The following is a 23,023-nucleotide window of genomic DNA, read 5'->3' as shown; positions in this document are numbered from 1 at the left end:
TAAATCCGTATTTTGTCGTAGCATAAGATTAGGATTTATGTTGTTATTTTGGTTATATAAAAATATAAACAAATAATCTTATGCTATCTCTTTGTGTTAGCACGTCCTAAATACAAACATACGGCCTAAAGTTTCAGTGACTATCCAGAGACAAATTGACCATGATCTTGGCCTATCCTCCCATCCATTTAATCCTGGTTCATTCCTTTGATCTTGGCCTATCCTCCCAACCATTTAATCCTGGTTCATTCCTTTGATCTTGGCCTATCCTCTCATCCATTTAATCCTGGTTCATTCCCTTGATCTTGGCCTATCCTCACATCCATTTAATCCTGGTTCTTTTCCATGATCTTGGCCAATCTTCCCATCCACATAATCCTGGTTCAAACCTTTGATCTTGGCCTATCCTCCCATCCATTTAATCCTGGTTCAAACCTTTGATCTTGGCCTATCCTCCCATCCATTTAATCCTGGTTCAAACCCGAACTCCAAATTAACGAAGAGAACTTAACGCACATTATATTATTCTCCCCTTCCATTTTGAATATCAGATTTGGCTGGAAATTTGTGCAGGATTTAATAAAACCAGATCATGACCGACATTCTACCTTTTATCATATCGTTATTTGTGGGAATTGGGCTTGCTGCTGCCACGGGTTTTAGGGTATTTCTACCGATATTCTTTTTAAGTCTGGGCTCTTACTTAGGTTGGATCCCTTTGGACGAGAGCTATGCCTGGGTAGGCGGACTACCAGCAGTCATTGCAACAGGCTTGGCTACCTTATTTGAAATATTGGCCTATTACATTCCCTTTGTTGATAATATCTTGGATAGCATTACGGTTCCATTGGCAACTGTAGCTGGATCTTTATTATTTGCAACGCAGTTTACTGAAGTGAGCAGTTGGATTCAATGGTCGCTGGCATTGATTGCCGGTGGAGGTACCGCCGCTACCATCAGTTCGGTGTTTGCCGGAACTAGGGCGGCATCCTCTGGTACAACCGCTGGGATCGGCAATCCGATCATCTCCACGGTAGAAACCGTTGGATCTACCATTATGAGCATCTTGGCGATATTCTTACCGATATTAGCCGGAATCCTAGTTATCCTTATCCTATATTTCGCCATTAAATATGGTAAAAAACTATTGGACAAGGTCAGAAAAAAGCCTAAGGTGAATAAATTTAAGGATTCAACCTATTAACTCTTCCTTCCAAGTTTTCCTCGGCTACTTGGACAGGTTGATATTGTACCCAACAGTAAGATAGAAAAGGAAGTAGGATAAATACGAGAAAACCCCACCAAAAACTGAAGATATTTCCTATAATAATACTTAACAGCAACACGATTACCGGATAGGAAAACAACAGTACGCCAAACAAGAGTGAATCATAGAATATACTGTTCTCTGTTTTCTGTTTTATTTTCTTTTTGACCAATTGATAGTACCAATTATGGGAATAATGGCCCAATAAAGCAGGGAACTTCATCCATGCGCGTTCCTGTTGGATGCCATCACTTGCAGCTACGTAACGGTTTAACATTTTGGCATCCATTTCCTCCCTGAGGCTCCTGATCAATTCACTCGTCATCACTTCAGAATTGTTCAGGTAGTCTGTCGAATCAATGGGATTTAAAGCTTCCAAATAAATTGCTTTCGGCGTATCATCAAAGGAATTATAGCTGAGGATATAGGGTTGGACTTGGATAGGCACATCCATTTGAACGGCACGTTTGATTATGGAAGTTAAACCTGAGGTCATGAAAGGCTTCAAGTCTATTTGGTTTCTCGACACGCCTTCCGGAAATATCAGGAGTTTGCGGCCCATTTTCAATTGGCGCACGCATTCATCATAGGTAAATCCATTGCTAATATCAGCATCCTGACTATCATTCTTCTTATAGATAGGCAACATAAAGAAACTACGTAACGCCCAGTTCGCCAAGGGTTTTCCAAAGATATCTCCCCTAGTCAGGAAACATATTTCCGAGGGTTGATGCACCGAGAGAACCAAGGCATCAAAAAAGGAATTGGGATGATTTGAAACGATTACAGCAGGTTCATCCTTTGCTGCTAGTTCCAAGTTTTTTAATTGCCAATCTGCCACATACCAGTTCATGCCCAGTTTGACAAATGATCTTAGGATTGGATAAAGCATAGATTAATATTCTCAATAATTAGAATCCTAATTTTCCTATAACAAAAAACACGCCTAATTTTAACAAATACTAATCTTCTTTCATGGATTCGGTAATCTTATGGATATTGAGGCTATTGGCCATTGCACTAAAAATCTTATAATAAGCGCCATGCAGGTCAAATAGCTCTTCATGGCTACCATCCTCTACCACTCTACCTTTTTCCATCACAATGATATGTTCGGCATCAATGATCTGAGAAATACTATGCGAAACGATGATCACTGTCCTACCCACTTTGATGGCGTCCAAGCTATTTTTGATCTGCTCGGTTGCGATAGCGTCCAAATTGGCTGTTGGTTCATCCAGGAAGATAATCGGAGGATTCTTAAGGAACATCCTTGCAATTGCAATTCTTTGCTGCTGTCCACCAGAGAGCAGATGGGCTTCGGCATCATAGCCATTCGGTAGATCGAGGACCTGCTCATGAATAGAAGCTTTCTTAGCGGCTTCGATGACCTCTTCCATACTGGCTTCAGTCTTTCCGTAACGGATATTGTCGGCAATACTTCCTTTAAAAATATGGTTCCTTTGTAAAACCAACCCGATATTATCCCTCAAAAATTCCGTACCATATTCCCTGAGGTCCACCCCATCCAGATATATTGCTCCAGAGCTTGGTTCGTAGAATTTATCCAATAGATTGATGATGGTACTCTTTCCAGCACCGGACAATCCTACCAATGCCGTGTTCACGTTTGGACAGATCTCCATGCTGACATTGTGCAAGGCCTGATGTCCATTTGGATAGCTGAAATCCACATTCCTGATCTCGATCAGCCCTTTAATTCTTTCGGGTCTATAGGTGCCTGAAGGTTCCTTCTGCCCTTCATCCTCCAGGATTCCAAAGAAGCTTTCAGAATAGATCAGGGCATCGTTGACCTCATCGTAGATCCGGTGAAGCTGCCTGATCGGTGCAGAAACGTTATTGAAAAGCATAATATGGAACATGATGGCACCGATGGACATCTGTTCGTTCAAAACAAAATAAGCGGTCAGGATGATGACGATAACCACGCCGATCTGTTCGATAAATCCCTTGATGCTTTCAAAGATAAAGGAGGTTTTACGAGTAGCCATTTGGTTCTCGGTCATCTCATACTGAATCTTTTTATGCTTTTCAGCTTCAGTGTCCTCACGAACGAAGGACTTGATCACGGTAATGGAATCAATCAGGTTGATCAATTGGTTACTCTTATTCTCCCTGTACTGACGCATGTTCCTTCGAAAGCCAGATAATCTCTTGGCCTGCAACTGGGAAACATAAAAATAGATCGGTATGATAAACAGGCCCACCAAGCCAACATAGAAATTCGCCAGGAACATACAGACCAAGGCGACGATGGCATTTGCAAAGAGCGGAAGGATATCAATAAAGAAGTTTTGGACCAGTCGGGTCAGCGAGCTTATACCGGCATCAATCCGGGTTTGAAGTTTTCCGGACTCATTGATACTGGAAGTATAGAAGGCCATTTTATAGGTGAGGATACGATCGACAATGGCTTGCGAAAAATCGCGGGAGATCATGATCCGCAATTTCTCACCGTAGTATTTTTGTCCAAACTGAACGATGGAATAGATAATTTCCTTACCCAGTAATATGGCGGAAATAACGCCTAATAGATAAAGTCCAGTTCGGAGGGGTGTCTTGTTGACGAGGAGGTCACTGATGGTATCAACGGTGTACTTTAGGATAAAGGCATTGACCTGTGCAGCAAAGGACCCAACAACCGTTAGGATAAGGGTATAAAAAATGAGATTCTTATACGGCTTGGTGAAGGGTAATACTTTTTTAAAGAGTTGGGATATGGTCATAAAATTTAAACTTTAAAGTACTCAAAAAGTTTAAGCCTCCGCACTCTGTAACTAATATTTTATAGGATAATTTTCTATGAAATCAAACTTATAATCTTTGTGTTGCTTCAGGCTATCAATTAGATTGCTCAATAATTGTTGTCCTTTTTTATTTTGGAACATATCGTCATGCATCAGTAAAACGATATTATTTGGCTTCAATGTTGATTTATTTCCTAACATGTTACGGATACGGCCATAGATCTCTTCAACAGACTGAACAGGTTTACCGGTCAAACCATTGATTTTCCATTCTACGTCCCATCCATAGATCTTATAGCCATTGACACCCAGTAGGTCAGCAGTTTGGCTTCCTGAGGTTAAATCTACACGGCGAACATCATCAAATAACCAGATGTTTCTTCCTGGCATCCGAACGATCTTATGTTTCAGGCCTAAATCTGTTTCGCATTTTTCGAAATCAGCGACCGCTAGGTCAGGATTGCTGTAAAATACATGGAATTTATTGGCAGCATGCGAATAGCTATGGTTGTAACATTCAACAAGTGGATTGTTCATATAACGATCAAAATCTCGTTTCAATCTTTTGCTCATGCCAGCATGCTTACCTACTAGGAAAGCAGAGATCTTGGTGTTTTTAGCGGTGATAATGGAGTCGATAGCGGAACTACCAATCAATGGACCGTCATCAAAAGTAAGGTAGATGTGCTTATCCTTTTTATTCAATTCACGGTAGATGGAATCTCTAAGCATCTTTTTAGCTTGCTTAGGTTCGATTTTATTTAAGGAATCTACAGCTGGAAAATGGATTTTCCCTTTGTTCAGGGAGTCCAGGATATCCATCAGTTTTACTGTATCCTGTTGTAACTTGGATTCAGCATCAACCAATGAGTTTCCTGTCGAATCCGAAGGATTAGAGCTGTTAGGTGAGCCTACAATAGAATTACAGGAGTAAACTGAGATTAGTGTGGAAATAGCGGCAATACCAGCGACGATAGTCTTCTTCAACATAGCCTTTGAGGGTCTCTTAAAATTTGTACAAAGCTAAAAATATTTGTCGACATAAGAAAGGGACTTCAAGCTGAAGTCCCATCCCATTTATCCCTATATTATATGCTAATCATCGTAATGTCTTCCTTTTTTCCAACGCTTATCCATTTTTTTATGGTACTTGTAATGTTCTTTTTCCATTTTGCGATAGCGTTTATCGGCGCGGTGATGATGTCTTCCGCCATCACGGATTGTAACCTGAGAATAGTTCCTTGAGTAACCATGATAGCGATCATGATAATGCCTATGGTTCCTCCAAGGCCTTGATTCATTGATCACCACTTTATAGGTTCTATGGAAGTCACGACCTCTATATCTTCTCGGTATATTCCTGTGTGACACCCATGTACGGCCATCGTAGTAGGTATAGTAACGATTAGAAACATCGTAATACATATCAAACTCTGGCATGTAATAATACCTGGCGTAGTCATAGCCAACTGGTCCCCATGAAGGTTGTACACCAATGTTCAAGCTTACATTTACTTGGGCATCTGCCGGTTTGACGAAGAATAATCCTCCAAAAACTAATGCTGCGTAGAATAACTTTTTCATAAAAACCTCCTTATATCTTTAGGACCAATCGTCCGGTTATGTTTAATGTTCTGACAGGCAATTTGAAGGGAAGGATTAATATGAAAATGTTAAAAAATGTAAATTCACAGCTACAGTATTCAGAATCAAGGTTTTAAAATTCATCTTTTTGTCATTTTTTACAATTTAACATTCAGCAAAGCTCTCGAAAAATACTCTGTCTGCCCTACCCGATTCTATCAGCATTTTTGTTATCTTTGTCGCAATTTTAACAAAATAGCAATATGGCATTACAATGTGGGATCGTAGGCCTACCAAACGTAGGTAAATCAACCTTATTTAACTGTTTATCAAACGCTAAAGCGCAAGCTGCAAACTTCCCGTTCTGTACCATTGAACCAAATGTTGGTGTCATTACAGTTCCGGATGCTCGCTTGAACAAATTAGCAGAACTTGTCAATCCGCAACGTATCGTTCCTAATACCATCGAAATCGTCGATATCGCTGGTTTGGTGAAAGGTGCTTCCAAAGGTGAGGGTCTAGGTAATCAGTTTTTGGGTAATATCCGTACCACAAATGCTATTATCCATGTATTGAGATGTTTTGATGATGGCAATGTGATCCACGTTGATGGTTCTGTTGACCCTATCCGTGACAAGGAAATCATCGATACGGAATTACAGCTTAAAGATTTGGATACCGTTGTAAAACGTATCCAAAAAGTTGAAAAAATGGCCAAGACTGGTGGTGATAAGGATGCAAAGAAAACCTATGAAGTTCTTTCTGTAGTGAAAACGCATTTAGAGTCTGGAAAATCTGCCCGTACTGCCCCTATTTCGGAGGAAGATTTCGAATTCATCGATGACTTGACCTTATTGACCGTAAAACCAGTACTTTATGTATGTAACGTAGATGAGGCTTCTGTAAACACAGGAAATGCGTATGTTGATCAGGTTAAGGAAGCTGTAAAGGATGAAAATGCGGAAGTATTGGTTATCTCGGCACAGATCGAATCGGAGATTGCCCAACTTGAAGACTATGAAGAACGTAAAATGTTCTTGGAAGATCTAGGTTTGGATGAATCTGGGGTTCACAAATTAATCCGTGCAGCTTACTCCTTATTGGACTTAGCAACTTACTTTACGGCAGGTGTTCAAGAAGTACGTGCTTGGACCATCGAAAAAGGATTTACAGCACCACAAGCTGCCGGCGTAATCCACACCGATTTTGAAAAAGGATTTATCCGCGCCGAAGTAATTAAATACAATGACTTCGTACAATTCGGATCAGAAGCAGCCGTTAAAGAAGCTGGTAAACTATCCGTAGAAGGTAAAACATATATCGTTGAAGACGGGGACATTATGCACTTCCGATTCAATGTTTAGGTAAATAAAAAAAGCGACTTTAGAGTCGCTTTTTTTATTTAGACATAAGATCTGGGATTGGGGTCAGCTCCCCCTAGACTCCGCTCGGGGTTCATGCCCAAAATGGATGGCATTTTTGCCAAGATCTTGGTCCATCCTCCAATCCTTTTAATCCTGGCTCATTCCATAATCTTGGTCCATCCTCTCATCCCTTGAATCCTGGTTCAACTCATTTGTCTAAACCAGCCTTTTAACTATCCTCAACTTATGGGTAGTCTGTTGGAGGTCTTGGTTATAGATACCTTCATTGTCGATGGAATCGATTCGGACCTTTTCAACGACATGCAGGATTTCCTCATCGGAAATGACGATTCCGAGATGATCTACTTCGCCTTCTTCGTTGATGAAAAAGGCTAAATCACCACCTCTTATTTCTGAAATAAAATCTATGGAAGTGCCTAATTGGAGAATGGAGGGAATGTCTTTCGGGATTTCAACACCGAAATGACGGTAAAACAAGCCGCATAAGCCTATATTATCGACTCCATGCACTGTTCTTCCCTTATAGGAAAATGGGGTATTCAGATAGCTTGCTACGAAGTTCTCCAATTGTTCGCGATCTCTTTCCTCTTCGTAACCTTCTTCGGTATCGCGGAGATCAGAGAGTATCTTGTAATTATCTACAGCAGTAATGATGCTCTTGTTTTCCGGAATTGGGCTACCATGAAAGATCTGCATGGTTTTGTTCTCCCCAGCGACGGCATAGCCCCCTACCTCATCGATGATAAAATCTGCGGGGATAATCTCTTCCACCAATTCAAACTGTCCTTCCATGATCCAACCTTGGATCTCTGAATCGGGAAGCTGGATGAATGCCCATGACTTTTGTCGCTCAATAATGGTAAATGCTTCCGCAAATAGAAGTTCATAAACGCGGTTAGCTGAAAACTTTGGGGTCTCGAGAACCGAGATCGAACTTAAAACACAAATTCCTAATGCCATAAAATATGCTGTTTTTATAAAACAATTAAGCTAATTTAATCGTTTTTTATATATTAGATATACATTATAATCTAAATATCATGACTACAAAAAAGTTCAATCGAATATTATTAGCTATCGATGAAACCCCTTGTTCCCGTCGTGCCATCGACTATGCAAGAGAGATTGTTGAAGAAATACATCCAGCCCTTGCTTTAGTTACTGTCGTACCTCCCACTTCGCCAACATCTTATGGTGTGGACCCCCTATTGGGTCAACAACCTATTATTGTTCCCGAAGTTTCCGAAATACAGCAACAAGCCTTTCAGGATTTCCTAAATAGGCTAGCCACGGAATTTCAAGGTGCATCTGAAACATTCACTTTCAATCGCGTAGGTGATGTGCGGGATGAAATCCTTCAGGTTGCCAAAGAATGGACTGCGGATTTAATTATCATGGGTAATAATGGAAGAACAGGATTTGACCATTTCCTTTCAGGATCCGTTTCGGAAGCCTTGATCAGAAAAGCTACATGCCCTGTATTGGTCATTCCTTTAAACTGTGATTAGACCTTCACAAATTTCGCCACAAACATAGAGTCTGCTTTCTTATCGTAGCCGATAATGGGCTGTTGTGCAACTAACTGCAAACCCAGCGTATCGGAGATATATTTGCTGACCTCCTCGTTCTCTGCTTCAAAAACCGAACAAGTAATGTAAAGCAATGTTTTCCCAGGCTTAAGGAATGGAACGACATGCTTGGCAATCTGTTTTTGCAAGTCAGAGAACCTTTGTAGTTCACTGCTCGTAAACTTCTGCAGCATTTCCGGCGTCCTGCCCCAAGTTCCAGAACCGGAACAAGGTGCGTCAAGGATAATGCCATCGAAAGACTCCTCGCCCATGATATGGTCAACTGGTTTGCTGAGATCCAATATTTTCTTGCGAAAATAGGTTCTCACGTTGGCTTTCTCGAAACGCTCATCTAAATTCCTCAGGATGCTCAAACGAACGTCTGAAACCAAAAGTTTAATATTGGGTTCCTTATCCAATAATAAAAGTGATTTCCCTCCAGAAGCAGCACAGCAGTCCCACCAAGAGCTCCTTGGAACAACCTCTAATTCATTGAGGCTCTGTTGGGATGAAAAATCCTGAACCTCATAATCTCCATCCAAAGATTTGATCTGTTGAAGGTTCGTTCCGTTCGGTAAGGACAGGGTCTGAGCAGAAAGTTCTACAAAGGGAATTTCATTCTTTTCCAAGGTCTTTTTCACCTTACTTTCCATACCCTTTTGGATTCGGATATATAGGTTAGGCTGGACAAAGTGGGATAGGATAAATTCAGTTTTATGGATACTTCCTGAAAGGAATCCTGAAAATGGAAATACCTCATCAAGAAAGTTTCCATATTTCGATTGGATAAAACTCACTTTTTCCTCTAAGGTCAAATTGATCTTATCGGACCAATCAGGCTGGAACACTTGGACAACAGCGGAGCTTTCCTCACATAGAAATTCAGCTATGCTAAGTTTTTCGGAGAGTTCCAGATCAGAAAAGGCTTTTCCTAAACGGAAGAAATTATAGCAGAACCGTGAGTCCATCCTTCTATCGGATGAACCCATTTGTCTGTTATTCTTATAAAACTGAGTTAAGAACCTAGAGAAAGGTTCCTTAAATTGATATTCGTTGATAGTACGTTCGAAGTTGCGAACTTGCTGCTGTACTCTTTTGCTATTGATTTCCAATGCTAATTATTGAAAAGAACCGTTACGGTAGGTCCTTATTTTTACTGCTTGGTTTACATATCCCCAAGTTGGATTGTAATTGAACTGGTAATCGCTGAAGATTCCGGAGAATTTTTCGTCAACTACTTTCTCGGCATATTCTGTACCGTATTTGCTCAACAGGGTTGCGAAGTATTTACCTGCGTCATAACCTTTATAGGCAAAGTCAGAAGGATCAACCTTGAAATTGTTCTTATAGTTTTTCTGGAAATTCTGAACATCGGAACTCCACACTTTTAAGTGGCTCTCAGAGCTGATCGTAGGATCCATACGGTAGAAGTTATCGTATGGTCTAAAGTCAACACGGGACCAAAGCGGGTGTCCGAATAAGCGAATGGCATAGCCTTCAGCCACTTTATCGTCCAAAGCGGTAACCAGCGATCGCAGTTGCGTCTTTTCGGTTGTGCCGCTGATCACAAGTGCGGTTCCTAGATCTGGAATGGTTTGCTTCAATTGCGCTACTGAAGTAACATGAACGATCTTCGCAGTTGGGTTCAATTTCTTGATTTCCTCATCAAATCCAGCGATGAAATTACGGTGATCGGTATCCCTCGCATCAAATACGATGATAACGTCATTGTCCATATATTTTTTCATCATTTCACCAGCGATAGCGCGCATATGGATACGGATCGGTGGAGTTAATGAAACAAGGTTTGCGATATTGAATTCCGTTGGCATGGTTGCAGCCAATGGATTTACCTGTAGGACTTTGGTGTTTTTATTGCCTTTGGCAAAGGAACGGATTTCCTTCGGATAGACTGGACCCACGATCAAACTTGCACTTTCCACTTCTTTAGAAGCTGCAATGCTCAGGTTTTTCATTTCATTATCCTGCGTGTCCATCACCTTGAGATTGAAATCGCCAGGTTTTTTGGCAACTTCATTGACGCCTAACTGGAAACCTTGATAAAAATCCAATGCCAAAGCAGAGCGCTTCACATCGGCTTCCACCACGTTTTGGTTGGCGATCATATTCAGTTGAAAAGGTAAAAGGAGAGCAATGCTGTTCGCTTGCTCTGATCCTTTTACTTTATCGTCTTTTTTAGCATCCTCTTTCTTATCGCTTTCAGATGGGTTCTTTCCAGGGTCCTTATCTTTATTGCCATATACATTAGGGTTTTTCAAAACGCCACCCGTAGTTTTTGGCGAACAGGAACTTACTGCAAGGACAGCACCTAAGCACAATGCGGCGAGGGTACCTCTATAAATGTTTTTCAAATTATTATTCCCACTCAATTGTTGCTGGTGGTTTTGAGCTGATATCATATACGACTCTGTTGATTCCTTTGACATGATTAATAATCTCGTTTGAAATTTTAGCTAATAAATCATAAGGCAAATGAATCCAATCAGCTGTCATTCCGTCTAGGGAACCTACAGCTCTAAGCGCTACTACGTGTTCATAGGTACGTTCATCCCCCATCACTCCAACTGACTGAACCGGCAAGAAGATTGTTCCAGCTTGCCAAACCTTATCATACCAACCTGATTCTTTCAGGTTACGAATGTAAATGTCATCAGCTTCTTGCAAAATCCGTACCTTTTCTTCCGTAATATCACCTAAAATTCGAATTGCTAATCCTGGACCTGGGAAAGGGTGTCTTCCAAGGATCGCTGGATCAACCTCAAGGGACTTTCCAACACGACGAACTTCATCTTTAAATAAAGTTTTCAAAGGTTCGATAACCTTTAATTTCATGTAGTCTGGCAAGCCACCTACGTTATGGTGTGATTTAATGGTAGCTGAAGGACCTTTCACTGAAATGGATTCAATAATATCTGGGTAGATAGTTCCTTGACCCAACCATTTCGCTTCTGTGCCTTCTGGCAATTCTTTTTGTATTTCTTTCGCAGCCTCATCAAATACATCGATAAATGATGCGCCAATGATCTTACGTTTTTGTTCTGGTTCTGATACGCCAGCCAATCTGGAATAGAAAAGCTCTTTAGCATTAACACCTTTGATGTTTAGGCCCATGTGTTTGTAAGATGCCAATACTTGTTCGTATTCATCTTTACGTAATAGTCCATGGTCCACAAAGAAACAGTGTAGCTTATCGCCAATGGCATGGTGCAATAAAACTGCAGCCACGGTGGAGTCAACACCACCAGATAAAGCCATAATAACATGGTCATTACCTAATTGTTCTTTAAGTTCCGCTACTGTTGTGTCAACAAAAGCATCAGCAGTCCAGTCTTGGGTACATCCACAAATATCGATAACAAAGTTTTTCAATAGAACTTGGCCATCTGTACTGTGCGTAACTTCAGGGTGGAATTGGATACCGTAGGTCTTGCTACCTTCGATCTGATAGGCAGCAACACGTACCTTATCGGTACTCGCGATAATCTTAAAGTTTGATGGAACCTCTTTAATGGTGTCACCATGTGACATCCATACTTGAGATTGGGAAGGTATGCCTTTCAATAAATCATTCTCTTGATCAACAAACTGCAAATTAGCACGACCATATTCACGGATTTCAGATGGAAGAACCTCACCATTGGAATGCTGAGCAATATATTGCGCACCATAACAAACCCCTAATAATGGGAATTTTTCCTGAATGGCTTTGAAGTCTATCTGAGGAGCGTCTTCCTGACGCACTGAATAAGGGCTACCTGAAAAGATCACACCTTTTACAGATCCATCAAATTCTGGAAGGTTGTTGAATGGGTGAATTTCACAGTATACATTTAGTTCCCTAACGCGACGCGCAATTAACTGGGTATATTGCGATCCAAAATCGAGAATGATAATTTTTTCTGACATGGCGCAAAGTTACAAATCAATACACAATTTATCAGAGGAAATGTTAACTTATTGACGTAAAAAAGAAAGCAAGCATTGATTCAATGCTTGCTTTCCTAAAAAATCTTATTTTTTATTGATGGAAAACTATCTTTCCACCGGCAATTTTCTTATCTCTTTTATTCTTAGGGTTTCCATAGACATCAATGGTACCACCCATTCTAGTCTCTACATCAGCAGATTCTGAAGCATTGACCTCAGTTTTTCCACCAGCGTTGACACGTACATATACGATATCCGTCTTCAGGTCCTTTCCATAAAAGTTACCACCAGCTGTAGTCTTGACATTCAACTTGGTCGCAGTTCCCAAAAGGTCAATTGATGAACCTGTATTGGAGGATACATCAACCCCTACCGACTTGATATAAGCCCTGATTTTTGAACCCTCCGTCGCCGTGAAGATCATCGCTTCTTCTTCCATGGCGGTCTCCTCAATATTTACTTCTGAACCTTTCTTGGCAATGATACTGGAAACAGAAGGTGTATAGACCACCACATTGGCCTGATTACCCTGCATAATATAGCTGCCCTTCATCTTTAATCGAAGCTCGCCTTTTGAATAGACCGCTTCAACCTTGTCTGCCAACTCACCATTGATAACGATTTCATGCTTATCACTTGGAACCACACTCACCCATAACCTATCGGTTACTTCCAACACGGAAAATTCATTGATGCTCTGCTTGATCTGAGCCTGCACCGAATGAACTAACATGGACACTGCAAATAATAAAATGTATTTCATCTTCATAACGCTAATATAGATATTTACCTACCTAATAACGCTAATTCGTCCTGAGTATACATATTTGCACCCTTTAAATATTTGTAAATTTTTTCTTTGGTGAATTTATCCGACATTTTATAGAGATTATTCATCACAAAATCCTTGTCAGATTCAATTTCGTTGTGGTAGCCCAAGTATTTGGGGATATGGTACTGTATACTGAGACGGATAAATCTCAGCTCCACATTGTTAGGATTGGATTTGAGTTCTTTTTCCAACTTGTTTTTGCCGTCCTTGAAATAACTCATCTTTTTGAGTGGATTAGAGGTATGTTTGGCCATAAACATATGAAATGCGGCGGCATATCCGCGTTCAACTGGTGAGTCCGCATTTTCTTCCAAGGCTTCCAAATGCCTTTTACACAAATCCTCATCCTTAACTCCCTTGTTAAAATCATTTCGAACGCTGTTCAGATCCAAGTCTTGAGAACGTATCTCATTGGAAATCAACAGAACAATGGCTAAAATCATTATTCTCATCATAATTAAAAATGGTTTATCTCCCATTAATTAACAAAAAACACGCCAAGTAGGATAAATTTTAACACTTTCAACTAAATTTTATTAAACGGAAAACTCATTTTTCCCATATTCAGGAATAAAATTTAACCCAGCGCCAATAATTATTAGTAAATTGTATTGTAAAAATTAAGAACCTAATATATTTACTTATGGAAAACGATGAAAACAACTTCGGTCAACCGGAAAACATCAACCCGCAAAACAACCCGTATCAAAACTATGAGTTGAAAATCGGACCTGTTGCCATTGAATATCTGCGAGAGACTGCGAAATGGACAAAATTCCTATCGATCCTCGGCATGATTGGCATGGCCATTTATTTGGTGGTGGCATTTTTTATGTTCCTATATTTTATTGGAAATAGTTCGACAAGCCGCGAACAGGTTAATGCTTTCGCCATGATACCTTTCCTACTGATGATGATCATAATGATTGCCTTATACTTCGCTCCGATTTTATGGTTATATAAATTCTCCAAGAACCTACAGGAGGCAATCAATTTGCGCAATTCAGATCACCTGACGACAGCATTTAATTTCCTCAAAAAGCATTATAAGTTCATTGGCATCTTGGCCATTATAATGGTTGGACTGTATTTATTGAGTTTCTTTGGTCTGCTGGCTACAGGTATTCTATCGAAAATGGCTGGAGGCGGGGGATTGTAATTTTTAATAAATTATATATACGAAATATAAAGAAAGAGGTTCTGTGAGGGATCTAGGTTTCTTCTGAAAAAACGAAAAGCTCATCGAATGATGAGCTTTTCTGTTGTACCCAGGGCCGGGATCGAACCGGCACGAATTGCTTCATTGGTGTTTGAGACCAACGCGTCTACCAATTCCGCCACCTGGGCTTATTCCCTTTGGAACGATGCAAATATAGGTACTCTCGTTTATTTTCCAAAAATAAAATTACTCCCACAGCTAAACTAACTGATTTTTAGTCCATTTATTTTTCAAAAGCCCTCCAAAAACCATCAAATGGTTGCATTAACAATATTTAACATGGATCAAAATAAACTATTCCCCCACTTTTTCATCTTACCAATAAGCAAAACGAAAAAGGAAACAGCCACAATCTTGAATCCGTTAACATTCTTTAACTAAACTCGATTTAAACGTTTGCCTTCAGATTTGCTCAAAGAATAAAAGGACAATAAAAATAGATAGACTATGAAAAAGATATTAACATTTGCTGCTTTATTTGCTGGATTAAGCTTTGCAGCTTCTGCTCAGACACAAGATAGCGTAAAGAAAGATAGATCTGAAGTACGTCAGGAGATGAAACACAGGAAACATGTTCGTGGCGGTGATAGAATGGGTAAAATGACAAATAAAACCCCTGAAGAGATCGCTAAGATGAAAACAGATCGCTTGGACAAGGAATTGAAGTTTACTGATAAACAAAAACAAGATGTTTATTCGTACAACCTAGACCAAGCAAAGAAATGGAAGGAAAAACAAGAAACTAGAAAAGCTGATCGCGAGGCTCGCAAGAATGAAATGAAAGCTGAGCGTGATGAGTTCATGAAATTGTTGACTCCTGAACAGCAAGAAATATTAAAGAATAAAATGGCTGAAAACCGCAAAGGCAGAATGGACCGTGGCGACAGAACGCAACATCGTCAGATGAAACGTAGAGACATGGACCGTAAGCCGGTGGAAAAACCAGCACAAGAGACTACAAGCGTAGAAAGTTCAAATGGATAAATAGTGATTAAGGTTTTTTATTAGTTAGTGGTTATATGTTTAATTGATGAAGGTCCCGTGCTTACGGGACCTTCATATTTTATGCTATATCATGGAATTGATCAATTCCATGATGCTTTCACCTTACTTCCCAATTCCTGATCTTTCTCCACCGAAACAGACCTCGGAATCCGTTCCTTCAATTCGTCGACATGTGAGATTATCCCCACTACTCTATTTTCATGATGTAAATATTGCAGGGTATCAAAAACGGTATTGATGCTTTCCGAATCTTGGGTACCGAAACCTTCGTCAATAAAGAAGAAGTTTCTGTCTGATTTATTCAGGGACTGAATATTTTCAGCCAACGCTAATGCTAAACAAAGTGAAGCCTGGAAACTCTGCCCTCCGGATAAGGTCTTCACAGAGCGTCTATAGCCATTATTGAGGTAGTCGATCACCTCAAACTCATTGTTCTCGTTGATGGTAAGGCTAAGTTGGTTTCTGGTCAACCGATGGAAACGATCATTTGCCATTTCGCACATCTGCCTTAAGTGGATGCTGGAAACATAATTCACAAATCCATTTCCTTTAAACAGGTTCTCCAGAACCTTTAAATTTGCACCTCTAGCATTCAGTTGATCAAACTCTTCCATTAACTTCTCTTTCTTACCGATCTCTAAAGTCAAGTGAGCTAATTCTTTTTCTAATCCGCCCGTCAATGACAATTGCAGTTCAAGCTCCTCTTTTTTAAATTCAAATAACTTGCTGCTTGTTTCCAATTCCTCTTCGGAGAAATCCCTATCTTTCAAGAACTCTCTTAAGGAATTGATCTGAGTCTCTAGGACCTCCAACCTTACGTAGAACTGTTGAATTTCCTTACGCAATTGTTCCACTGGCATTGGCCTCTGAATAATATGCTGCACTTGGGTAATGTCTGCAAACTGATATTCACGCAATAATTTGGCAAGTTGTTCCTGCCTTACCTTGATCTGCTGGTTGAAATTGCTCAACTGCTCTTTCGCAGCACTATATTGACCAGCGATCTCCGCCAGTTTTGTCTTGTAAGTATTTAGTTTTTGGTTCAGGGTCAAATAATCACCCTCAATCTGTAAAATCCGTTGGTCAAGGTGCAACTTCAATCTTTTCACCTCTTCAAGATCAACTTCAGTGAATTCCTCAAAATTCAATTGCTGAAGCGAGTTCCTACTGTGCAAACTTACCCCCTTCACAACGGCTATCTCAGCTTTGATGCTATCCAGTTCCTTCTCAAACTTCTGGATATTCTCCCTGCTCTTTTGAAGATCTAAACGCATCTGCTTGATTTCAGCTTCTAGACCTGAGGTAATCTGTTCACTTTGCTTAACACGCTCTTTCTGAGCCTCGAAAGCATCTGTATCTTCGGATGAATAGCCAGACCATGAGAATGCTGACAGATGTTCATTCAAATTACTGGAATGCCCATCATTATCTTTCTGCAACTGTTCTAAACTTGTCCTTTTGGTATGAAGGGAAATACTGGTCCTTGTCAGCTGTTCTTTTAGCTTTTGAAACTCAGTCCTTTTTCCATCCAAACTATATTTTTCTTGCGTTATTTTATTCAGCTCTTCCTGCACATGTGTTGCCACCATAGGTTCAGGATGATCTAACGCCCCACAAAGCGGACAAGGCATACCTGACTGAAGCTCAGTAGCAAATCGACTCAATTTCGCTTGAACCTGCAGATGGGTCTCTTGCTCCCTCAACTTATTCAGATCGTTTTCAATCAATTTCAGCTCATTCCCTATCATCTGCTCCCAGTTGTCCTCGGTATAACCCAACTTATTGAACTGGCCTTGTTCTACCTCTGCCTCTTGGGTCAATTGCTCCAACAGTTTATTAGAATTTTTCTGTTGCTGTTCGATGGTATCCTTCTTATGGTACCATTTTTCCATTTCAATCAATTGAGAAGTATCGATTTTCTCTGATTTCAAAGCCTCTAGCCTTTCCTCAGCCTCTTCCAACTTCTTGGCAAGATTGACCTCAGCTTCTTTCGTTCTTTCTACAAAAGGAGTTCCCTTTGTCAATCGCGTTTCCAGTTCCTTTTCCTTCTTATCATTCTCCTTGATCTGGATCAGCCTTTTATAATCTTCGGTTTTAGCCCTGAATACATTGAGATTAAGGTAATCATGCTGAACAGAAGCTATTTCCTTCTCAACGACATCGATCTCCCGCACCTGACGTTCTTTAACCACCTGAAAATTCTCGATCTTATGGATCAGGGTCTCCCTTTCCACATTTAATGATTGTAGATAATTCAAAGGCTCCTTAAACGCCTGAGAGGTTCTTTCATATCGATTGACCTCAGCTTCCTGCTGCTGAACCCGCTCCTTTTTGCTATTCAGCTCATTGAACTGAGCCTCCTTTTGATGCAGTTCAATACCTTTATCCCTATATTCCTGCAAGGACTGAACCTTTTGTTGCAGCTCATGATAATCAGTTCTTGTAATCTCAAGCGTCTTTTTAGCCTCCTCAACTTCCAGTTTCTTCTGATTGAGGACCTCCGTTGAAATGCTTTCAAATCCTGATAGAGCACCTTTTAGATTTTCGAGCTTCCTATTATTGCCAGCCTGTAGAAAACCAATCTTGGGACCAAGATCAAATTTATTGAGGTAAAAGATCTCCTTCATCATTTCGGAACGGTCCTTTCCCTTCAATTCCAAAAACTCCTTAAACTGACCTTGTGGAATGATGATGGTCCTTCTGAAGTTTGCATAGGATAAATTGGTTACCAAGGCTCCATCAGCAGATTCCATAGGCACCCATTCTCCATCAATCCATTCATAGGCGGTACGTTCAATCGGGGTGGTATCATCAAAATTCTTTCTTCGCCTCCATTGAGCAACAAATCGGAATTTACGCTTTTCAAAGTTCAGGAACTCAAAGACTATCATCGCTTGATTAGACTTTAGGTTCATCATATTATAAGCGCGCTTATCCGTCTTATTCAGGCGTTCAGTATCACCATACAGCGCAAAACTGATGGCTTCCAATATGGATGACTTTCCAGAACCAACCTTACCGAAGATTCCAAATAACCCCGCTTCCGTTAATTCTGTAAAATCTATAGATTGTTTTTCTTGATAGGAATATAACCCTTCAATACTTAAAAATAATGGCAACATACTTAATCTTCTTTTTCTAAGGTATTTGCTGCGACCTCGTTAAATAGGGTCATTAATTCTTCATTGGGCTCCTGTCCATATTTCGATTTGAAATAATCCTTGAACAGGTCCTTCATATCTTGATCCAGGTTTACACTTGGCCGCCCATTTTGCAACTCCTGTTTTTTACTCAATACAGGAATGACATGGATAATGCCATTGTGAGCTTCATGGACACGCTTTAGATCAGTCGAACTTAAAAAGTTATCAGACTCCAAGGTTAGCTCTACTAAAACACTGGGATTATCGTGCAACCATTTAACGGCTTCGTCAATATCATTGAACCTTACTCGCACCAATGGTCGTCCTTTCTCCAGATGCACGGTCCTATACTGGGCAATTCTATTAGGCTCCAAATCAACGATAATAACCTGTTTAGTTTGTCCACTTTCGGAAAAAGAATAAGCTAATGGACTCCCAGGATAGATCACAGGCGCTGTTCCCTGCCCAATTTCATGGAATTTATGCAAATGCCCTAAGGCGGTATATTGTATCTGCGAAGGGATGCTGTCAGAATACACCAGATCAGCAAAACCTAGGCGTAACGGTTTTTCACCTTCAGGCTCCTCCAATACCTCAGCACCTCTTTTCAACATATAAAGATGCGTGGTCAATAAATTAACCCCATAAGTATCACAATATTGATCAGCAGTATCCTGCCACTTCTTTTTCAATAACTCCTGTAACTGACTTGCCTTATCCGTATCTCCCAAATATTGCTTCAATCGGATCTCATTAGCAAATGCAGTACTCAAGATCCGAATGGGGTAATAATACTTAGGCAGCTTAATCTCCAAAAAGCCTTCATCTACCCGGATCACATCGAAACTGCCTTCTACGGTAATCGGATTGATCTTCAGACTGGGTTGTCCAAAGAAGAATATCCCCAATTCCCTGGCCAATGAATCCGGCGAATCAATGCGATCCGGCGAATCATGGTTGCCGGCAATGGCAATAACAGGTCTTTTCCCATTCTTGGAAAGACGTTTTAAAGTTCGATAAAGTAATTCGGTTGCTTCTACTGGGGGATTAAAAGTATCATAAAGATCTCCAGAAACGACAACAAGGTCAACTTCTTCGCGGTCGGCAATCTGACAAATTTCTTCCAAGACTTCTTTCTGCTCTTCGATCCGAGAAAAGAAATCAAGCTTTTTACCCAGATGCCAATCTGCTGTATGTAATATGCGCATTTACGATAAATCTGTTATGGTGAAAGTTAAAAATACAGATTTTTCTTTTTGTAAAGGGTTAAGAATTGTGAAAGATTTAGCGTCTTTACCCGCTCTCGATTACCTTAACGATCGGAGTGACCAAGGTCTTTTTCGGGATTAACCCTATTGCGAACCAATTGCTTAAGTTCTTTGATTTCCGGGAAACGGCCTTCGCGTTTTCTGTCAAAAATTATTTCATCATCAACGAAAACCGTGTAACGACCACTGATCTCGCTAGGCTCCAAATTTACCGAGTGCAGGTCATCAACAAAAGTGGTCAGAAGCTCCTGAGCCATATAGGCAGCCCGGAGCATCCAACCACATTTGGGACAGTAAGTTATGCGAACTATTGCTTTCAATAGATTAATACAACTTATTGTTTAACAACAGTAAAAGCTTCGGTTTTTCCGTTATGACAGGTATTACATGATATATTGTAAACCACCCCATCATAGGCATGCTTGAAATGTTTTTTATTGATCTGTTTAGTCATTTTGATCATATGTCTCGCAATATCTTTCTTCGGATTCGCATCTGAAGCAAAGTCCAAACCTTTCTCACCGTTTGGCTTAGGGGCATGACAATGGTTACACTTCACGCCTAATGCCATATTGAAAGATTTCATGGTGCTATCCAACTCTTCATGGCTGATGTTCTTTGGAAGTACTTTTAAATTCTGAGGTCTTTCCTCCTGTCCCCCAATATGAAATGCACTCAAGCCAATGACCAAGGCAAATAAACTTAACAGTGTGATAGCTTTTCTCTTCATATCTCTTTGATTTTTAATGGTACAGCAATTTAATAAAAAATACATAGAATTGTAATATAAATGTCATGAAAAAATATAGAACACTACACAACAAGCACTTATAGCACAGCATTTGGTTTAAAACTTCTTTGTTTTTATCTTGCGAACCTTGATTTCTAACTGATTCAAGCCGGCTCGAAGCCTCTCTTCTTGCCAAAAACATGAAACGATAGCTATGTACAAACATTTTTTGCTCTTAACCTGCTTTTTCTTGGCGATGACCTTATCATCTTCTGCCCAACTAAAGGCGATTAAATCCAAAACAGGGTATTCCTATTGGGTAAGAACTCCAGAAAACATCGAAAAGAATGAAAAACTGCCCGTTATTGTCTTTTTGCACGGCCGAAGCCTTTCAGGCCATGACTTAAACCGTGTTAAGCGTTACGGCGTATTAAGGGCAATTGAAAGAGGAAAAGACCTTGAAGCCATTATCGTTGCGCCTCAGACCTCCAATGGCTGGGATCCAGACAAAGTTATCGACGTATTGGATGCTGTCCTTAAGGACTATCCAGCTGATGAACACAGAGTGTATGTTTGCGGCATGAGCATGGGTGGCTATGGCACCATGGATGTTGCCGGAAAATACCCAGACCGATTTGCGGCAGCAGTCGCTATCTGTGGCGGTGGAACCGTGAGTTACGCCTGCAACCTGACCCAGGTCCCGCTTTGGATTCAACATGGAAGTGCCGACCGCGCTGTCCCGGCTTCTGAATCCAAAAAGATCTACAATGCCATCAAAAAATGCAACAAAAACGCCGATGCAACCCTCACCATCATACCAGGTGGAACCCATGGAAGCGTTGAACGATTATTCCATGGAGAAAAGATTTACGACTTCATGTTCAAACACAGCAAAGGCTCTTAATCAATATTTTGAGATAAAATAAGTTAAGAACAACTTTAACAAAAACTATGCTGATCCATGTCTACGATAGTATGCAAAAAGACTATTCCTATGAGCTTACGGAACCTATGGGCAAAAACTTTGACCCAGAATTCCAACCTCAGTTAAGCCCACAGGAAATGCTTGAATTAGGCGTCTTCAATGGCAAGTACCTCAATGACTGTCGAAATGAATTCCCTAAAGAATGGTTTGAACATGCGAAGCTGTATAAAGGTGAAAGCAATGCTGGAGACCCTAGCCTAAATTTCTTTAAAATAAAGGCTTCCCAGCCCCTATCAGAATGGCAAAGAAAAGGCTGGATACACCCCCAAGATCCTCGAGGGTGGTTCCAGTGGTACTGCAGATATTTTATGGGTCGAAGATCTGAAGACGATGAAAGACAGATCAAACGTTGGAAAGCTTTTAAAAGACATATTGCCCAAGTAAAAGGCAATTGTACATTTGGTGATTTTCAATGTCGTCCAAAGCAGAGACAGGCACTTTTACACTGGGCATATGATAGCATCAATCTTTAAGCCTAGAGACTGCTCGCAAAGCTCAACATAAACTGTTTTCCGTTGTATGAAGGCATTAACAAATATGGGTGCTTCCTTTTTTGGATGCGCTCCTCTAACTTTGGCAGCATCCAGTAAGCCATTTTCGTGCTCAATATCCCTATGCCTGCCCCCATTACTACATCTGACAGCCAATGCCGATTATTGTACATCCTGAAAAATCCTGTCCCAGCAGCAATGGTATAAGCCCCTATTCCATACCAAGCAGACTGATGGCTATACTCTTGCCAAATCAGTTCTGCTCCCACAAATGCTGTAGCGGTATGTCCTGAGGGAAAAGAGTTCGAGGCTGAGAAGTCAGGTCGCATAATCGGAACACTCTTTTTCAATAGATTCACTGAACTCCCCATGATAATATGGGCTACAGATGCCACGAACAACCTTGATTTAAAATCATGCTTCGCCCTTATACCCATGAGATCAAAAGCAAAATAAGATCCAGTGGCAGCATATTGGGTAAAATCATCTATCCTTATCCTAATTGGTCGCGCAGACTGTAAATTATCTTTTATTAATTCATTCTGTTTCTGCAAGTAAGGGTTTTTAACTGAAGTAACACCATAACTAATAAAACCAATAGGAGCTATCAATCCCTCATTCAACATCAATTTTGAAAAACTACTTCGCTTAACCTGATTTAACTGAGCGAGTACACTGTCTTGCTGACAGAAACAGCAATTTCCCTTGAAATGCAATATGAATAGAATGAATATACGCAGAAACAGCATTCCAGGCTCCAATGATGACTTCATATAAGAAATAGATTAGATCTACAGGCTAATAATTGTTATTTATTATAATTTATTGTC

At 40.4% G+C, this 23,023-nt stretch carries 22 protein-coding genes and 1 tRNA gene; 7 read left to right on the top strand and 16 right to left on the bottom strand.

All coding sequences use genetic code 11. The features are described 5' to 3' along the window. The first annotated feature begins 592 nt into the window (after positions 1-592). Complete coding sequence (locus ACWIB3_RS18220; RefSeq protein WP_454292331.1) at positions 593-1,204, top strand: DUF4126 domain-containing protein; 612 nt, start codon at positions 593-595, stop codon at positions 1,202-1,204. On the opposite strand, the gene ACWIB3_RS18215 is transcribed toward ACWIB3_RS18220, so the two are convergent. The 4 genes from ACWIB3_RS18215 to ACWIB3_RS18200 form a co-directional block, all read right to left on the bottom strand. Next, positions 1,185-2,159 carry a 1-acyl-sn-glycerol-3-phosphate acyltransferase gene (locus tag ACWIB3_RS18215; protein WP_454292330.1) on the bottom strand — a complete coding sequence of 325 codons (975 nt, stop codon included), beginning with the start codon at positions 2,157-2,159 and terminating at the stop codon, positions 1,185-1,187. The two genes, ACWIB3_RS18220 and ACWIB3_RS18215, sit on opposite strands and share 20 nt — an antisense overlap. Before the next feature lie 70 nt (positions 2,160-2,229). Beyond that, on the bottom strand, positions 2,230-4,014 hold the full coding sequence (locus ACWIB3_RS18210; RefSeq protein WP_454292329.1) for an ABC transporter ATP-binding protein: 1,785 nt from the start codon (positions 4,012-4,014) through the stop codon (positions 2,230-2,232). Positions 4,015-4,065: 51 nt separating this feature from the next. Continuing rightward, positions 4,066-5,025 (bottom strand): polysaccharide deacetylase family protein, encoded by a 960-nt coding sequence (locus tag ACWIB3_RS18205; protein ID WP_237219554.1) that lies wholly within the window; start codon positions 5,023-5,025, stop codon positions 4,066-4,068. Positions 5,026-5,130: 105 nt separating this feature from the next. Continuing rightward, a complete protein-coding gene (locus tag ACWIB3_RS18200; protein ID WP_185213805.1) occupies positions 5,131-5,619 on the bottom strand; it encodes a hypothetical protein in 489 nt (162 codons plus the stop codon). A 263-nt stretch (positions 5,620-5,882) separates the two neighbouring features. Between ACWIB3_RS18200 and ychF the strand changes: the two genes are divergently transcribed. Beyond that, on the top strand, positions 5,883-6,983 hold the full coding sequence (gene ychF, locus ACWIB3_RS18195; protein ID WP_185213804.1) for a redox-regulated ATPase YchF: 1,101 nt from the start codon (positions 5,883-5,885) through the stop codon (positions 6,981-6,983). Between the two features lie 216 nt (positions 6,984-7,199). On the opposite strand, the gene ACWIB3_RS18190 is transcribed toward ychF, so the two are convergent. Then, on the bottom strand, positions 7,200-7,964 hold the full coding sequence (locus tag ACWIB3_RS18190; protein ID WP_454292328.1) for a C40 family peptidase: 765 nt from the start codon (positions 7,962-7,964) through the stop codon (positions 7,200-7,202). 80 nt (positions 7,965-8,044) lie between these two features. Here ACWIB3_RS18190 and ACWIB3_RS18185 point away from each other — a divergent pair, with 80 nt between their 5' ends. After that, positions 8,045-8,512, top strand: coding sequence for a universal stress protein (locus ACWIB3_RS18185; protein WP_454292327.1), 468 nt, complete (start codon positions 8,045-8,047; stop codon positions 8,510-8,512). On the opposite strand, the gene ACWIB3_RS18180 is transcribed toward ACWIB3_RS18185, so the two are convergent. From ACWIB3_RS18180 to ACWIB3_RS18160, 5 genes are all read right to left on the bottom strand, one after another. After that, complete coding sequence (locus ACWIB3_RS18180) at positions 8,509-9,684, bottom strand: RsmB/NOP family class I SAM-dependent RNA methyltransferase (protein ID WP_454292326.1); 1,176 nt, start codon at positions 9,682-9,684, stop codon at positions 8,509-8,511. The two genes, ACWIB3_RS18185 and ACWIB3_RS18180, sit on opposite strands and share 4 nt — an antisense overlap. Positions 9,685-9,690: 6 nt before the next feature. After that, entirely contained in the window at positions 9,691-10,992 is a 1,302-nt protein-coding gene (locus ACWIB3_RS18175) for an ABC transporter substrate-binding protein (RefSeq protein ID WP_185213800.1), read from the bottom strand. Then, positions 10,949-12,499: a glutamine-hydrolyzing GMP synthase gene (guaA, locus tag ACWIB3_RS18170; RefSeq protein WP_185218342.1), complete on the bottom strand. Its 1,551-nt coding sequence runs from the start codon at positions 12,497-12,499 to the stop codon at positions 10,949-10,951. The genes ACWIB3_RS18175 and guaA overlap by 44 nt, the downstream gene beginning before the upstream one ends. 112 nt (positions 12,500-12,611) lie before the next feature. Further along, positions 12,612-13,289 (bottom strand): GIN domain-containing protein, encoded by a 678-nt coding sequence (locus tag ACWIB3_RS18165; RefSeq protein ID WP_185218800.1) that lies wholly within the window; start codon positions 13,287-13,289, stop codon positions 12,612-12,614. A 17-nt stretch (positions 13,290-13,306) separates the two neighbouring features. Next, positions 13,307-13,807 (bottom strand): hypothetical protein, encoded by a 501-nt coding sequence (locus tag ACWIB3_RS18160; RefSeq protein ID WP_454292325.1) that lies wholly within the window; start codon positions 13,805-13,807, stop codon positions 13,307-13,309. 188 nt (positions 13,808-13,995) lie between these two features. On the opposite strand from ACWIB3_RS18160, the gene ACWIB3_RS18155 reads away from it, so the two are divergent. Next, on the top strand, positions 13,996-14,511 hold the full coding sequence (locus tag ACWIB3_RS18155) for a hypothetical protein (protein WP_454292324.1): 516 nt from the start codon (positions 13,996-13,998) through the stop codon (positions 14,509-14,511). Positions 14,512-14,617: 106 nt separating this feature from the next. On the opposite strand, the gene ACWIB3_RS18150 is transcribed toward ACWIB3_RS18155, so the two are convergent. Next, positions 14,618-14,699 (bottom strand) — tRNA-Leu (locus ACWIB3_RS18150). A 319-nt stretch (positions 14,700-15,018) separates the two neighbouring features. Here ACWIB3_RS18150 and ACWIB3_RS18145 point away from each other — a divergent pair. Next, positions 15,019-15,555 carry a hypothetical protein gene (locus ACWIB3_RS18145; RefSeq protein ID WP_185218346.1) on the top strand — a complete coding sequence of 179 codons (537 nt, stop codon included), beginning with the start codon at positions 15,019-15,021 and terminating at the stop codon, positions 15,553-15,555. A gap of 101 nt (positions 15,556-15,656) precedes the next feature. Here the strand turns inward: ACWIB3_RS18145 and ACWIB3_RS18140 are convergent, their stop codons facing one another. The 4 genes from ACWIB3_RS18140 to ACWIB3_RS18125 all read right to left on the bottom strand — a co-directional run bounded on the left by ACWIB3_RS18140 (position 15,657) and on the right by ACWIB3_RS18125 (position 20,717). Then, the gene (locus ACWIB3_RS18140; protein ID WP_454292323.1) at positions 15,657-18,698 is read right to left on the bottom strand and encodes an SbcC/MukB-like Walker B domain-containing protein; all 3,042 of its coding nucleotides are present in this window, start codon (positions 18,696-18,698) and stop codon (positions 15,657-15,659) included. Between the two features lie 2 nt (positions 18,699-18,700). Continuing rightward, positions 18,701-19,927: a metallophosphoesterase family protein gene (locus ACWIB3_RS18135; protein ID WP_313261848.1), complete on the bottom strand. Its 1,227-nt coding sequence runs from the start codon at positions 19,925-19,927 to the stop codon at positions 18,701-18,703. 104 nt (positions 19,928-20,031) lie between these two features. Further along, complete coding sequence (locus tag ACWIB3_RS18130) at positions 20,032-20,307, bottom strand: SelT/SelW/SelH family protein (RefSeq protein WP_454292322.1); 276 nt, start codon at positions 20,305-20,307, stop codon at positions 20,032-20,034. Between the two features lie 14 nt (positions 20,308-20,321). After that, positions 20,322-20,717: a c-type cytochrome gene (locus tag ACWIB3_RS18125; RefSeq protein WP_185213745.1), complete on the bottom strand. Its 396-nt coding sequence runs from the start codon at positions 20,715-20,717 to the stop codon at positions 20,322-20,324. A gap of 214 nt (positions 20,718-20,931) precedes the next feature. Here ACWIB3_RS18125 and ACWIB3_RS18120 point away from each other — a divergent pair, with 214 nt between their 5' ends. Both ACWIB3_RS18120 and ACWIB3_RS18115 read left to right on the top strand, forming a co-directional pair. After that, complete coding sequence (locus ACWIB3_RS18120; protein ID WP_185218350.1) at positions 20,932-21,621, top strand: carboxylesterase family protein; 690 nt, start codon at positions 20,932-20,934, stop codon at positions 21,619-21,621. A gap of 47 nt (positions 21,622-21,668) precedes the next feature. Next, entirely contained in the window at positions 21,669-22,175 is a 507-nt protein-coding gene (locus ACWIB3_RS18115) for a hypothetical protein (protein ID WP_185218351.1), read from the top strand. 2 nt (positions 22,176-22,177) lie between these two features. Here the strand turns inward: ACWIB3_RS18115 and ACWIB3_RS18110 are convergent, their stop codons facing one another. After that, complete coding sequence (locus ACWIB3_RS18110) at positions 22,178-22,966, bottom strand: phosphatase PAP2 family protein (RefSeq protein WP_454292321.1); 789 nt, start codon at positions 22,964-22,966, stop codon at positions 22,178-22,180. Positions 22,967-23,023 lie beyond the last annotated feature (57 nt).

It is taken from the genome of Sphingobacterium sp. NPDC055431, from assembly GCF_053644255.1.
The sequence above is the reverse complement of the archived record's forward strand: the minus strand, read 5'-3'. Positions and strand labels throughout refer to the sequence as shown.

Coding starts and splice junctions, on each gene's coding strand:
- guaA (WP_185218342.1), bottom strand. CDS start 12,499: ATGTCAGAAAAAATTATCATTCTCGATTTTGGATCGCAATATACCCAG.
- ACWIB3_RS18185 (WP_454292327.1), top strand. CDS start 8,045: ATGACTACAAAAAAGTTCAATCGAATATTATTAGCTATCGATGAAACC.
- ACWIB3_RS18135 (WP_313261848.1), bottom strand. CDS start 19,927: ATGCGCATATTACATACAGCAGATTGGCATCTGGGTAAAAAGCTTGAT.
- ACWIB3_RS18140 (WP_454292323.1), bottom strand. CDS start 18,698: ATGTTGCCATTATTTTTAAGTATTGAAGGGTTATATTCCTATCAAGAA.
- ACWIB3_RS18125 (WP_185213745.1), bottom strand. CDS start 20,717: ATGAAGAGAAAAGCTATCACACTGTTAAGTTTATTTGCCTTGGTCATT.
- ACWIB3_RS18155 (WP_454292324.1), top strand. CDS start 13,996: ATGGAAAACGATGAAAACAACTTCGGTCAACCGGAAAACATCAACCCG.
- ACWIB3_RS18165 (WP_185218800.1), bottom strand. CDS start 13,289: ATGAAGATGAAATACATTTTATTATTTGCAGTGTCCATGTTAGTTCAT.
- ACWIB3_RS18160 (WP_454292325.1), bottom strand. CDS start 13,807: ATGATGAGAATAATGATTTTAGCCATTGTTCTGTTGATTTCCAATGAG.
- ACWIB3_RS18120 (WP_185218350.1), top strand. CDS start 20,932: ATGTACAAACATTTTTTGCTCTTAACCTGCTTTTTCTTGGCGATGACC.
- ACWIB3_RS18190 (WP_454292328.1), bottom strand. CDS start 7,964: ATGGCATTAGGAATTTGTGTTTTAAGTTCGATCTCGGTTCTCGAGACC.
- ACWIB3_RS18145 (WP_185218346.1), top strand. CDS start 15,019: ATGAAAAAGATATTAACATTTGCTGCTTTATTTGCTGGATTAAGCTTT.
- ACWIB3_RS18210 (WP_454292329.1), bottom strand. CDS start 4,014: ATGACCATATCCCAACTCTTTAAAAAAGTATTACCCTTCACCAAGCCG.
- ACWIB3_RS18110 (WP_454292321.1), bottom strand. CDS start 22,966: ATGAAGTCATCATTGGAGCCTGGAATGCTGTTTCTGCGTATATTCATT.
- ACWIB3_RS18220 (WP_454292331.1), top strand. CDS start 593: ATGACCGACATTCTACCTTTTATCATATCGTTATTTGTGGGAATTGGG.
- ACWIB3_RS18175 (WP_185213800.1), bottom strand. CDS start 10,992: ATGATATCAGCTCAAAACCACCAGCAACAATTGAGTGGGAATAATAAT.
- ACWIB3_RS18205 (WP_237219554.1), bottom strand. CDS start 5,025: ATGTTGAAGAAGACTATCGTCGCTGGTATTGCCGCTATTTCCACACTA.
- ychF (WP_185213804.1), top strand. CDS start 5,883: ATGGCATTACAATGTGGGATCGTAGGCCTACCAAACGTAGGTAAATCA.
- ACWIB3_RS18115 (WP_185218351.1), top strand. CDS start 21,669: ATGCTGATCCATGTCTACGATAGTATGCAAAAAGACTATTCCTATGAG.
- ACWIB3_RS18215 (WP_454292330.1), bottom strand. CDS start 2,159: ATGCTTTATCCAATCCTAAGATCATTTGTCAAACTGGGCATGAACTGG.
- ACWIB3_RS18200 (WP_185213805.1), bottom strand. CDS start 5,619: ATGAAAAAGTTATTCTACGCAGCATTAGTTTTTGGAGGATTATTCTTC.